The 12247-nt window shown below is 71.9% G+C and carries 13 protein-coding genes; all 13 read left to right on the plus strand.

Annotated elements, in window-relative coordinates; all coding sequences use genetic code 11:
• Positions 1–25: 25 nt before the first annotated feature.
• Positions 26–283: a DNA-directed RNA polymerase subunit omega gene (rpoZ, locus tag ACWGST_RS01530; protein WP_022891987.1), complete on the plus strand. Its 258-nt coding sequence runs from the start codon at positions 26–28 to the stop codon at positions 281–283.
• A gap of 13 nt (positions 284–296) precedes the next feature.
• Entirely contained in the window at positions 297–1571 is a 1275-nt protein-coding gene (gene coaBC, locus ACWGST_RS01535; protein ID WP_452044866.1) for a bifunctional phosphopantothenoylcysteine decarboxylase/phosphopantothenate--cysteine ligase CoaBC, read from the plus strand.
• Entirely contained in the window at positions 1568–2761 is a 1194-nt protein-coding gene (metK, locus tag ACWGST_RS01540) for a methionine adenosyltransferase (protein ID WP_452044867.1), read from the plus strand. Before coaBC ends, metK begins: the two co-directional genes overlap by 4 nt.
• 1 nt (position 2762) lies before the next feature.
• Complete coding sequence (locus ACWGST_RS01545) at positions 2763–4721, plus strand: primosomal protein N' family DNA-binding protein (RefSeq protein WP_452044868.1); 1959 nt, start codon at positions 2763–2765, stop codon at positions 4719–4721.
• 27 nt (positions 4722–4748) lie between these two features.
• On the plus strand, positions 4749–5729 hold the full coding sequence (gene fmt / locus ACWGST_RS01550) for a methionyl-tRNA formyltransferase (protein WP_452044869.1): 981 nt from the start codon (positions 4749–4751) through the stop codon (positions 5727–5729).
• The gene (locus ACWGST_RS01555; protein ID WP_452044870.1) at positions 5726–7195 is read left to right on the plus strand and encodes an RsmB/NOP family class I SAM-dependent RNA methyltransferase; all 1470 of its coding nucleotides are present in this window, start codon (positions 5726–5728) and stop codon (positions 7193–7195) included. The genes fmt and ACWGST_RS01555 overlap by 4 nt, the downstream gene beginning before the upstream one ends.
• A gap of 35 nt (positions 7196–7230) precedes the next feature.
• The gene (rpe, locus tag ACWGST_RS01560) at positions 7231–7893 is read left to right on the plus strand and encodes a ribulose-phosphate 3-epimerase (protein WP_452044871.1); all 663 of its coding nucleotides are present in this window, start codon (positions 7231–7233) and stop codon (positions 7891–7893) included.
• A 69-nt stretch (positions 7894–7962) separates the two neighbouring features.
• Positions 7963–8226: a phosphoribosyl-ATP diphosphatase gene (locus ACWGST_RS01565; protein ID WP_452044872.1), complete on the plus strand. Its 264-nt coding sequence runs from the start codon at positions 7963–7965 to the stop codon at positions 8224–8226.
• 44 nt (positions 8227–8270) lie between these two features.
• The gene (hisG, locus tag ACWGST_RS01570; protein WP_452044873.1) at positions 8271–9110 is read left to right on the plus strand and encodes an ATP phosphoribosyltransferase; all 840 of its coding nucleotides are present in this window, start codon (positions 8271–8273) and stop codon (positions 9108–9110) included.
• A gap of 7 nt (positions 9111–9117) precedes the next feature.
• Positions 9118–9879 carry an imidazole glycerol phosphate synthase subunit HisF gene (gene hisF / locus ACWGST_RS01575; protein ID WP_452044874.1) on the plus strand — a complete coding sequence of 254 codons (762 nt, stop codon included), beginning with the start codon at positions 9118–9120 and terminating at the stop codon, positions 9877–9879.
• Positions 9876–10262, plus strand: a complete 387-nt coding sequence (hisI, locus tag ACWGST_RS01580; RefSeq protein ID WP_452044875.1) for a phosphoribosyl-AMP cyclohydrolase — start codon at positions 9876–9878, stop codon at positions 10260–10262. Before hisF ends, hisI begins: the two co-directional genes overlap by 4 nt.
• Positions 10263–10277: 15 nt before the next feature.
• Positions 10278–11804: an anthranilate synthase component I gene (locus ACWGST_RS01585; RefSeq protein ID WP_452044876.1), complete on the plus strand. Its 1527-nt coding sequence runs from the start codon at positions 10278–10280 to the stop codon at positions 11802–11804.
• Between the two features lie 11 nt (positions 11805–11815).
• Positions 11816–12247, plus strand: a 432-nt coding sequence (locus tag ACWGST_RS01590) for a Trp biosynthesis-associated membrane protein (RefSeq protein ID WP_452044877.1), incomplete at its 3' end; no start/stop codon positions are given.

Raw genomic sequence — 12247 nt, forward strand, 5'->3', positions numbered from 1 at the left:
CATCCTCGATCTAAGGAGTCACTCCATGGCTGAGAAGCTGTCCGGCATCATCGATCCGCCCATCGACGACCTGCTCTCGAAGGTCGACTCGAAGTACCAGCTCGTGATCTTCGCGTCCAAGCGCGCGCGCCAGATCAACGATTACTACGCGGACCTGCACGAAGGCAGCCTCTTCGACAACGTCGGCCCGCTCGTCGACTCCTCGATCGACGACAAGCCGCTCTCGGTGGCACTGCACGAGATCAACGAAGACAAGCTCCGGCTCCGCCCGATCGCCGAGTGATCCGGAGGGCCGGATGACTCGGCTCAACATCGTCGTCGGCATCACCGGCGGCATCGCCGCCTACAAGGCGGTCGGCGTCGTGCGCGCCCTCGTGCTCGCGGGGCACGACGTGCACGTCGTGCCCACCGAGGGGGCGTTGCGCTTCGTCGGGCGGCCCACCCTCGAGGCGATCTCGCGCAACCCGGTGCACACCGATCTCTACGAGGGCGTCGCCGAGGTGCGTCACGTCGCGATCGGGCAGGCGGCCGATCTCATCGTGATCGCCCCGGCCACCGCGAACTCGATCGCGAAACTGGCCACCGGCCTCGCCGACGACCTGCTCGGCAACACCGTGCTCGCGAGCGAGGCGCCCGTCGTCATCGCCCCGGCCATGCACACCGAGATGTGGCGGCACCCCGCCACCCAGGCCAACATCGCGACGCTGCGCTCCCGCGGCGTCACGATCGTCGGGCCCGCCGTCGGCCAGCTCACGGGTGCCGACAGCGGCCCCGGCCGCATGGAGGAGCCCGACGAGATCGTGCGTGCGGCGCTCGAGCGCGTGCTCGGCGGGGTCGCCCCGCCCGAGGCATCCGCTCATCGCGATCTCGACGGTCTGCATGTCGTCGTCACCGCCGGCGGCACGCGCGAACCGCTCGACCCCGTGCGCTTCCTGGGCAACCGCTCGAGCGGCAAGCAGGGCATCGCGATCGCCGAAGCGGCGCGCGAGCGCGGCGCGCGGGTGACCCTCATCGCGGCGAACCTCGAGGTCGCCGAGCCCGAGGGCTGCGACATCCGCCGCGTGTCGACGGCGCTCGAGCTGCAGGCCGCGGTGACCGAGGCCGCGCAGGGCGCGGACGTCGTCGTGATGGCCGCCGCCGTCGCCGACTACCGGCCGGCGAGGGTGAGCGAGGCGAAGATCAAGAAAGACCAGAGCGACGACGGCCTGACGATCGAGCTCGTGCGCAACCCCGATATCCTCGCGGGGCTCGGCCGCACTCCGCACTCCGGCACGCTGCTCGTGGGCTTCGCGGCCGAGACCGAGGCCGATGACGAACGGCTCATCGCGCTCGGCCGGGCCAAGCGCGAGGCGAAGGGCGCCGACCTGCTCGTCGTCAACCGCGTGGGCTGGAGCGAGGGCTTCGCAAGCGACGAGAACCGCATCGTCGTCATCGGGCCCGAGGGCGATGTCGTCACACGAGCACACGGAACGAAACTGTCGGTGGCGCATGAGATCCTCGACGTCGTCGGCTCGCAGCAGACGACTGCGGCGCGTGCCGCGACGACCACGAAGGAATCCGAATCCGCATGAGCGCCCTCCGCCGCTTCACCTCAGAGTCCGTCACCGAGGGTCACCCCGACAAGCTCTGCGACCAGATCTCCGATTCCATCCTCGACGCGCTGCTGCGCGAAGACCCCCAGAGCCGCGTCGCGGTCGAGACCCTCGTGACGACCGGGCTCGTGCACGTCGCGGGCGAGGTCACGACGAGCGGCTACGTCGAGATCCCGGCGATCGTGCGCGAGCGGGTCACCTCGATCGGCTACGACTCCTCCGACGCGTGGTTCGACGGGCGCTCGTGCGGCGTCTCGGTGTCGATCGGCGGCCAATCGCCCGACATCGCCCAGGGCGTCGACCACGCCTTCGAGGCGCGCGAGCGATCGAGCGCCGACGCGCTCGACAGGCAGGGCGCCGGCGACCAGGGCATCATGTTCGGCTACGCCACGCGCGAGACGCCCGAGCTCATGCCCGTGCCGATCTGGCTCGCGCATCGCCTCGCCGAGCGGCTCGCGGCCGTGCGCAAGAACGGCGAACTCGACTACCTGCGCCCCGACGGCAAGACCCAGGTCACGATCGGCTACGACGGCCAGGTGCCGAAGACCGTCGAGACCGTCGTGCTCTCGACCCAGCACACGCGCGCCGTGTCGACCGAGCAACTGCGTGCAGAGGTCGAAGAGCTCGTGATCGGCCCGGTGCTCGACACCGTCGAACTGGCCCGACCCGATCTCGACGTGCTCATCAACCCCACCGGTCGTTTCGAGATCGGCGGCCCGCAGGGCGATGCCGGCCTCACCGGGCGCAAGATCATCATCGACACCTACGGCGGCGCGAGCCGGCACGGCGGCGGCGCGTTCAGCGGCAAGGATCCGTCGAAGGTCGACCGCTCGGCGGCGTACGCCATGCGCTGGGTCGCGAAGAACGCCGTCGCGGCGGGCCTCGCCGCACGACTCGAGCTCCAGGTGGCCTACGCCATCGGCAAGGCGGCGCCCGTCGGGCTCTACGTCGAGACCTTCGGCACCGGTGCGCTGCCCGACGAGCAGATCACGGCCGCGATCCGCGAGGTGTTCGACCTGCGGCCGGCGGCGATCATCCGCGACCTCGACCTGCTGCGACCGATCTACGCGCAGACCGCGAGCTACGGCCACTTCGGTCGCGAACTGCCCGACTTCACGTGGGAGCGCCTCGACCGCGTCGACGACCTCCGCTCCGTCGCCGGGCTCTGACGTGGCAGGCGGCTCCGTCGCCCGCGTGCTCGTCGATTCACCATTGCCGCAACTCGACCAGCTCTTCGACTACGCCGTGCCCGAACGGCTGCGCGAGGCCGCGGTCGCCGGGGTGAGGGTGCGCGTGCCGCTGCGTTCGGGCGGACGCATCGCGAACGGATGGCTCGTCGAGGTCGTCTCGACGAGTGAGTACGAGGGCCGGCTCAGCGAACTCGACGACGTCGTCTCCGAGGTGCCGCTGCTGATGCCCGAGGTGTGGGCGTTGGCTCGCGCCGCGGCCGATCGGGCGGCCGGCAACGCCGGTGACATCCTGCGGGTGGCCATCCCGAGCCGCTATGTGCGCGCCGAGAAGGCGTGGCGGGCGGCCGAGCCCGACCCCGGCGAGCTGCCGGGGCCTGCGGCGCCGATCCCCGGGTATGAGCGGGGCCGCATCGAGACGGGCATCGATGCGGGCGAGCGCCTGGCGCTGGCCGCAGATCCCCGCCCGGTGCTGCTCTCATCCGGTGAGTGGGTCGGCGCGTGGGCGGCGACCCTCGCGGCCGCGGCGGCGCACACCCTCGCGGCCGACCGATCGAGTCTCATCATCGTGCCCGACTACCGCGATCAAGAGCAGTTGCAGGCGGCCCTCGCCGATCGCGTCGACCCGAGGCGGGTGCTGCGCACCGATGCCCGGCAGACGGGCGGCGAACGGTTCCGTGCGTTCCTCGACGCCACCGGCACCGACGCGCGGGTCGTCATCGGCAACCGGTCGACGGTCTACGCACCTGCAGCCCGCCTCGGCCTCATCGCGATGTGGGACGACGGCGACCCGCTGCAGAACGAACAGCTCGCACCCGGCGTGCATCCTCGCGACGCAGCGCTCATCAGGCAGGAGCAGTCGGGCGCGGCACTGCTCTTCGCGGGCCACAGCCGCAGCGTCGAGGTCGAACGACTCGTCGAGATCGGCTGGGTGCACGAGGTGCCGGCGCTCAAGCACGTGCGGCCCCGCGTCATCCCGACCGAGCAGCAGGTGTCACCCGAACCGGGCTCTGCGCGCATCCCGTCGGGCGCGTGGCGTGCCGCGCAAGAGGCGATCCGCGAGGGACCGGTGCTCGTGCAGGTCGCGCGCCCCGGCCACACGCCGATGCTCACGTGCGATCGCTGCCGCGAACCTGCGCGGTGCACGGCGTGCGGCGGGGCGCTCGTCGTGCCGCGCAGCGGCGGCGAGCCGCGCTGCGTGCTCTGCGGCACGAGTGCGAGCTCGTGGACGTGTCCGGTCTGCGACGGCACGAAGTTGCGCGCCGCGACGGTGGGGGCGAGCCGCACCGCCGAAGAACTCGGCCGTGCGTTCCCGAAGGCGCGGGTGATCCTCTCCGACGGCGAGCGGCCGGTGCTGCGGGTGGGCGCCGGGCCGGCGCTCGTCATCGCGACCCGCGGCGCCGAACCGGTCGCCGACGGCGGCTACCGGGCCGTGCTCCTCCTCGACGGCGAGCGGATGCTGCTGCGCGAATCCCTGCGCGTCGCCGAAGACTGTCTGCGCTGGTGGGCCAATGCCGCGGCGCTCGCCGCCCCCGGTGCGCCGATCTCGCTCGTGGGGGTGTCGGGGGCGCTCGCGCAGGCGTTGACGTCGTGGCGGCTCGCCGAGTGGGCGCGCGGCGAGCTCGCGACCCGCCGGGCTCTGCGGTTTCCGCCCGCAGTGCGGGTGGCGAGCGTGACGGCGGCGCCGGCCCTCGTCGCGCGTGCGCTGACGGCAGCTCGCGGCGCGGCGCCGGGCGTGGACGCGCTCGGCCCCGTCTCGATCGATGATGGTCTCGAGCGCGGCATCGTGCGATTCGACTACGCCGCGGGCGCCGCGGTCGCGAGAGCGCTTCGTGCTGAGATGATCACCGTCGCGACCGAGCGGCGGCGCCCCGTGGCGGGGCAGCCGCCGAAGCGACCCGCGGTGCTGCGGGTGCGATTCGACGACCCCGAGGTGCCGTAGCAGCACTGCCGTCGGCGACAATGGAGTGTGCAGAAGCTCCGCATCGTCTTCGCCGGCACTCCTGCCGTCGCCATTCCGTCGCTCGAACGACTCGCGGCGGGCGATCACGACCTCGTCGGCGTCGTCACCCGCCAGCCGGCTCCGCTCGGGCGCAAGCGCGTGCTGACCCCGTCGCCCGTCGCGCGGACTGCGAGCCGGCTCGACGTGCCGATCATCGAGGCGAATCGGCTCGATGCCGACGCGACCGCCCGCGTCGCCGCGCTCGAGCCCGATCTCGGCGTCATCGTCGCCTACGGCGGCCTCGTGCGCGAGCCGATGTTGTCGACACCGCGGCACGGGTGGATCAACCTGCACTTCTCGCTGCTGCCCGCGTGGCGGGGTGCCGCGCCGGTGCAGCACGCGCTCATCGCGGGGGACACCGTGACCGGTGCATCCGTGTTCCAGCTCGTGCCCGAGCTCGACGCAGGCGCGGTGTACGCCGAGCTGCGGCATCCGCTGCATGGGAATGAGACCGCAGGCGAACTGCTCGACGATCTCGCCGACTCGGGTGCCGAGCTGCTCGCGGCGGTCGTCGACGGCATCGCCGACGGCAGTGCGCGGGCCGTGCCGCAAGCGGGGCGGTCGAGCCTCGCGCCGAAGCTCTCGATCGACGACGCCCGGCTCGACTGGTCGCTGCCGGCCGGCGAGGTTCGCAATCGGTTCCGCGGCGTGACGCCCGAGCCCGGCGCATGGACGACGATCGACGATCAGCGGGTCAAGGTGCTCGAGCTCGTGGCGCCCGCCGGCAGCGACGTCAGTGCCGGCGGCGACGTCAGTGCCGGCGGCGATGGCGGGACCGATGTGCCGGCGCTCGCTCCCGGTGAGGTCGAGCTCGCCGCACGACGCGTGCTCGTCGGCACCGGCACCACTCCGCTCGAGCTGCGGCGGGTGCAACCGGCCGGCAAGCCGGCGATGGATGCCGGCGACTGGTGGCGCGGCGCGGGCCGCACCTCGGCGGTGGCACGATGAGCGGCGGTCGTGACGGTCGAGGCGGCGGCGGTCGGCGCCGAAGCGGCGCGGGAGGCCCTGGGCGTCAGGCGCCGACGCGCATCACTCCCGCGCGCATCGCCCCCGCCCGCATCGTCGTCGTCGAGGTGCTCGAGGCGGTGCGCGCCGACGAGGCCTACGCGAACCTCCTGCTGCCCACGCGCATCCGCCGCGCCGGCCTCGACCGGGCCGATGCCGCCTTCGCGACCGAGCTGACCTACGGCACGCTGCGCATGCAGGGCTTCTACGACCACGTGATCGAACTCGCAGCGAATCGGCCCGCGTCGGCGATCGATCCGGCGGTGCTCGACGTGCTGCGGGTCGGTGCGCACCAGCTGCTCGCGACGAGGGTCGCCACGCACGCCGCCGTCAACGAGCAGGTCGAACTCGCGCGGCGCGTCGCACCCAAGGCGGCCGGGTTCGCGAACGCCGTGCTGCGCACGATCTCTCGCACCTCGCCCGAAGAGTGGCGCGAGCGCGTCGCCGCGGGCGCGGGCGCGGGCGGCGACGATGCCCGGCTCGCGGCCGTCACGAGCCATCCCGAGTGGATCGTGCGGTCGTTGCGCACCGCTCTCGACCACGAGGGCCGTGGCGAAGAGCTCGAGGCACTGCTCGACGCCGACAACGCCTCGCCGCGTGTGAATCTCGCCGTGCTGCCGGGGCTCGACGTCGATACCGACGCCATCGAGGGGTTCGAGCCCGATCGATTCTCGCCGATCGGTGCGGTCGCCGACGACCCGATCGCCGCCGCCGAGCGCTCGGCCGGCCGCATCAGAGTGCAAGACGAGGGCTCGCAGCTCGCCGCACTCGCGCTCAGCCGCGCCGCGCCAGTTCGCCCGGGGGAGCGCTGGCTCGACCTGTGCGCGGGCCCCGGCGGCAAGACGGCGGTGCTCGCGGCCGAGGCGCTCGCGGGCGGCGCACTGCTCGCGGCGAACGAGACCGTGCCGGCCCGCGCCGAACTCGTGCGCAACGCGGTCACGGGCGTTCCGTTCGACGTCGAGGTGCACGTCGGCGACGGCCGGCACCTCGACCTCGTGACGCTCGGCGCCCCCGACGGGTTCGACCGCATCCTGCTCGACGCCCCGTGCACGGGGCTCGGTGCGCTGCGTCGCCGCCCGGAGGCGCGGTGGCGCAAGGCGCCGTCGGATGTCGCCGAGCTCACGAAACTGCAGGGGCAACTGTTCGACAGTGCGTTCGCCGCACTCGCGCCCGGTGGGATCCTCGCCTATGTCACGTGCTCGCCGCACACCGCCGAGACGCACGGCACCCTCGCCGGGGCGCTCCGCCGGGCCGGCGATTCGGCCGAGCAGCTCGACACGCGTTCCGTGATCGAGTCGGTGTCGCGGCATCCGCTCGACCTCGCCGGCGCTCGTGAGACCGTGCAGCTGTGGCCGCATCGGCACGGCACCGACGCGATGTTCATCGCGCTCGTGCGCAAGCGGGCGTGAGCGAACGGCTCGCCGACGCTCGATAGGGTGGCTGCATGACGACGCGGATCAACCCGAGCATCCTCGCTGCCGACTTCGCGAACCTCGAGCACGAGCTCGGGCGGATCGCGGCCGCCGACCTCGTGCACGTCGACGTGATGGACAATCACTTCGTGCCGAACCTGACATTCGGACCGCAGATGGTGGGGCGCCTGCAAGAGGTCAGCCCGATTCCGCTCGACGTGCACCTCATGATCTCCGATGTCGATCGCTGGGCGCCGGGCTATGCCGAACTCGGCGCGTTCTCGGTCACCTTCCATGCCGAGGCGACCGACCAACCGGTCGCACTCGCGCGACGGCTGCGCGAGATCGGCGCACGCGCCGGCATCGCCCTGAAGCCCGGCACCGACGTCGAACCGTACCTCGAGCTGCTGCCCGAGTTCGACCAGGTGCTCGTCATGACCGTCGAGCCCGGCTTCGGCGGCCAGTCGTTCATGCCCGAGACGATGCCCAAGCTCGAGCGGCTCTCACGCGCAGTCCGCGAGGGCGGACTCGACGTCTGGCTCCAGGTCGACGGCGGCATCTCGCTCGACACGATCGGCACCGCGGCCGAGGCGGGGGCCGACACCTTCGTCGCGGGCTCGGCCGTCTTCGGCGCCGACGTGCCCGCCGAACGCATCGCGGCCCTTCGCGACGCCGTGGCCGCCCACCGGCACTGACCCGGTGCTTCGTGACGCCGCGATCGCGCACCGGCATGGCCCGGCTCCCGGCACCGGTAGTCTTGACGGGTGAAGACCTTCGACGAGCTGTTCATCGAGCTCGCTGACAGAGCCGCCACCCGCCCCGAGGGCTCGGGCACCGTGCGAGAGCTCGACGCCGGCGTGCACGCCATCGGCAAGAAGATCGTCGAAGAGGCGGCCGAGGTGTGGATGGCCGCCGAGTACCAGAGCGACGACGAGACGGCTGAAGAGATCTCCCAGCTGATCTACCACCTGCAGGTGCTCATGCTGGCGAAGGGGCTCTCGCCCGCCGACGTGTACCGACATCTCTGATCCCGCCCATGGCCGATCAGAACCGTCGACACGAAAGTAGTGAAATGCTCAGAATCGCCGTGCCCAACAAGGGCTCGCTCGCCGAAATCGCCGCGCAGATGCTGTGGGAGGCCGGGTACACCGGTCGCCGCGACCCGCGCGACCTGCACACCGCCGACCCGCGCAACGGGGTCGAGTTCTTCTACCTTCGGCCGCGCGACATCGCGACCTACGTGGGGTCGGGCGCGCTCGACGTCGGCATCACGGGTCGCGACCTCCTGCTCGATTCGGGGTCGGATGCCTCGGAGATCGCGCCGCTCGGATTCGGCGACTCGACCTTCCGCTTCGCCGGTCCGGCGGGCGCCTTCACCGAACTGGCCGACCTCGAGGGCGTTCGGGTGGCCACGAGCTATCCGGGTCTCGTGGGCGACTTCCTCGCCGGTCACGGCGTGACCGCCGATCTCGTCAAGCTCGACGGCGCGGTCGAGTCCGCCGTGCGTCTCGGCGTCGCCGATGCCGTCGCCGACGTCGTCTCGACGGGCTCGACGCTGCGTCAGGCCGGCCTCGAGATCTTCGGGCCGGTGATCCTCGACTCCGAGGCCGTGCTCATCGGCTCGCGCGCCGACAAGCCGGGCGCCGCGACGCTGCTCAGGCGCCTGCAGGGCGTGCTCGTCGCCCGCCAGTACGTGCTGCTCGACTACGACGTGCCCGTCGAGCACCTCGAGCGCGCGACGGCCGCGGCGCCCGGATTCGAATCGCCCACGGTCTCGCCGCTGCACGACCCCGAATGGGTCGCTGTTCGGGTCATGATCCGGCGCGTCGACATGAACCAGGTGATGGACGAGCTGTACGAACTCGGTGCGCGGGCGATCCTCGTCAGCGCCATCCACGCTGCGCGGTTGTGAGGCGCCCATGTCTCTCGCCGTCCGTGTGATCCCGTGCCTCGACGTGGCAGCAGGCCGCGTCGTGAAGGGCGTCAACTTCCAGAACCTGCGTGACGCGGGCGACCCCGTCGAGCTCGCGGCCCGCTACGCCGAGCAGGGCGCCGACGAACTCACCTTCCTCGACGTCACCGCGACGGTCGACGATCGCTCGACGACGTACGACATGGTGCAGCGGGTCGCCGAACAGGTGTTCATCCCGCTGACCGTGGGCGGCGGAATCCGCTCGACCGACGATGTCGCGCGCCTGCAGGGCCACGGCGCCGACAAGGTCGGCGTCAACAGCGCTGCGATCGCCCGCCCGGCGCTCATCGGCGAGATCGCGGACCGCTTCGGTGCGCAGGTGCTCGTGCTCTCGCTCGACGTCAAGCGTTCCGACCGCACGCCGTCGGGCTTCGTCGTGACGACCCACGGCGGCCGCACCGAGACCGAGCTCGACGCGCTCGACTGGGCCCGCCGCGGCATCGAACTCGGCGCCGGCGAGCTGCTCGTCAACTCGATCGACGCCGACGGCACGAAGGCGGGCTTCGACCTCGAGCTCACGGCGCTCATGCACGAGCTCTCGACCGTGCCCGTCATCGCCTCGGGCGGCGCCGGCGCGGTGGCCGACTTCCCGCCCGCGATCGCGGCAGGCGCCGATGCGGTGCTCGCGGCATCGGTGTTCCACAACGGCGAGCTGACCATCGGCGAAGTGAAGGCCGCGCTCGCGGCCGACGGGAGGATCGTGCGATGACCACCGAATCCACGCCCACCGAATCCACGGTCGACGCGGCGCTCGAGCGCGCGGTGTTCAACGCCGACGGGCTGCTGCCCGCCGTCATCCAGCAGTGGGACACCGGCGAGATGCTGATGCTCGGCTGGATGGATCGCGAGGCGCTGCGGCGCACCCTCACCGAGGGGCGGGTGACCTTCTGGTCGCGGTCGCGTCAGGAGTACTGGCGCAAGGGCGACACCTCGGGTCACGCGCAGTACGTGCGCTCGGCGGCGCTCGACTGCGACGCCGACACCCTGCTCGTGCGGGTCGAGCAGATAGGGGCGGCCTGCCACACCGGCACCCGCACCTGCTTCGACGGCGACCCGATCGCCGTGACCCCCGGATTCCCGCCCGCCGACTGACCTGAGGAGCACACGTTGGCCGACGCCACGACCACGTTCGACGAGTTCACCGCCTTGCTCGCGGGCCGCCGGGTCGTGCCCGTCGTGCGCGAGCTCTTCGCCGACGGCGAGACCCCGGTGGGCATCTACCGCAAGCTCGCGGCCGGTCGGCCGGGCACGTTCCTGCTGGAGTCCGCCGAGCAGGGCGGCATCTGGTCGCGGTACTCGTTCGTCGGCGTCTCGTCGTACGGCGTGCTCACCGAGGCATCCGACCGCGTCGAATGGCAGGACTACGGCCTGAGCGCCGAGCGCGCGCTCGGCGAGGCCGCCGAGCTCGCGCCGCTCGCCGCGCTCGAAGCGCTCTACCAGCGCTGGCGCACCGAAGACGTGCCCGGCGCCCCGCCCCTCACCGGCGGCCTCGTCGGCTTCATCGGCTGGGAGGCGATCCGTCAGATCGAGCGGTTGCCGAACCGGCCGCCGTCGGAGTTCCCGATGCCGGTCCAGGCGTTCGCATTCGTCTCCGAGCTCGTCGTGATCGACCACCGTACGGGCACCGTGCAGCTCATCGCCTCCGTACTGAACGATCAGGGCGACGCACCCGAGCAGCTGTGGCAGGGGGCGCAGGCGCGCCTCGACCGCATGCAGCAGGGGCTCGCCCAGCCGACCGAGGCGTGGCTCGCCGAGATCGACCTCGGGCGCGCCGCCGACCCCGTGCATCGCACCGAGAAGGCCGACTTCCTCGCATCGGTCGACCGGTCGAAGGAGTACATCCGCGAGGGCGACATCTTCCAGGTCGTCATCTCGCAGCGCTTCGAGCAAGAGGCGACGGCGCATCCGATCGACGTCTACCGGGTGCTTCGCAGCCTCAACCCGAGCCCGTACATGTACCTCCTGCACCTCGAAGACACCGCGGAGGAGCCGTACTGGATCGTCGGCTCCTCGCCCGAGGCGCTCGTGAAGGTGCAGCACGGCCGCGTGTTCACGCATCCGATCGCCGGATCGAAGCCGCGCGGTGCGACACCCGAGGCCGACGCCGATCTCGAGGCCGAGCTCATCGCCGATCCGAAGGAACAGGCCGAGCACCTCATGCTCGTCGACCTCGCCCGAAACGACCTCGCGAAGGTCTGCACCGCCGGCACGGTCGAGGTGACCGAGTTCATGCGGGTCGAGCGCTTCAGCCACATCATGCACCTCGTCTCCTCGGTCGAGGGTGACCTCGTCGCAGGCGCGAACGCGATCGAGGTGTTCCGCGCGACGTTCCCCGCGGGCACCTTGTCGGGCGCGCCGAAGCCGCGAGCGCTCGAGATCATCGACGAGCTCGAGCCCGCTCAGCGCGGCCTCTACGGCGGCGTCGTCGGGTACTTCGGCTTCGGCGGCGACGCCGACCTCGCGATCGCGATTCGCACCGCGACGATCTCTGGCGGCGTCGCCCGGGTGCAGGCCGGCGGCGGACTCGTCGCCGACTCCGACCCCGAATCGGAGTACCAGGAGTCCCGCAACAAGGCGGCGGCACCGCTGCGCGCGGTCGCCGTCGCGAACGCCATGCGCCGGGTCGAGTCGTGAACCGGGCGCGCATGAAGCTCCCGGTCGTCGTCGCGACGGTCGTGGGCGCCGGGCTCGTGCTGCTCTCGTGGAGCCAGCCCTGGTTCGAGCTCGTGATCGAGGCGAGCACCACGGGCGGCACGGGGGCTCCGATCGATGTGGCTGGCGGCATCGCTTCACCGGCGCTTGCGGCGCTCGGGCTCGCGGGCCTCGCCATCGCGCCGGCACTCGCGATCGCCGGCCCCGGCATCCGCATCGTGCTGGGCGTGCTCGAGGTGCTGCTCGGCGGCTGCGTGCTGCTCGCGGCGAGCCTGTCGCTCGCCGACCCGGTCGCGTCGGTGTCGCCTGCGGTGACGGATGCCACGGGGGTCGCCGGTGTCGCACCGACAGCCGAAAACGTGGCATCCGTCACCCCGGCCGTCTGGCCCGTCCTCGCGTTAGTGGGAGGCGCGCTGGGAGTTAAC

It is taken from the genome of Agromyces sp. NPDC055520, assembly GCF_053619715.1.

Excerpts from the sequence above, each read along its gene's own strand:
- hisF (WP_452044874.1), top strand. The coding sequence starts at position 9,118 with ATGTCTCTCGCCGTCCGTGTGATCCCGTGCCTCGACGTGGCAGCAGGC.
- metK (WP_452044867.1), top strand. The coding sequence starts at position 1,568 with ATGAGCGCCCTCCGCCGCTTCACCTCAGAGTCCGTCACCGAGGGTCAC.
- rpoZ (WP_022891987.1), top strand. The coding sequence starts at position 26 with ATGGCTGAGAAGCTGTCCGGCATCATCGATCCGCCCATCGACGACCTG.
- coaBC (WP_452044866.1), top strand. The coding sequence starts at position 297 with ATGACTCGGCTCAACATCGTCGTCGGCATCACCGGCGGCATCGCCGCC.
- ACWGST_RS01555 (WP_452044870.1), top strand. The coding sequence starts at position 5,726 with ATGAGCGGCGGTCGTGACGGTCGAGGCGGCGGCGGTCGGCGCCGAAGC.
- hisG (WP_452044873.1), top strand. The coding sequence starts at position 8,271 with ATGCTCAGAATCGCCGTGCCCAACAAGGGCTCGCTCGCCGAAATCGCC.
- hisI (WP_452044875.1), top strand. The coding sequence starts at position 9,876 with ATGACCACCGAATCCACGCCCACCGAATCCACGGTCGACGCGGCGCTC.
- rpe (WP_452044871.1), top strand. The coding sequence starts at position 7,231 with ATGACGACGCGGATCAACCCGAGCATCCTCGCTGCCGACTTCGCGAAC.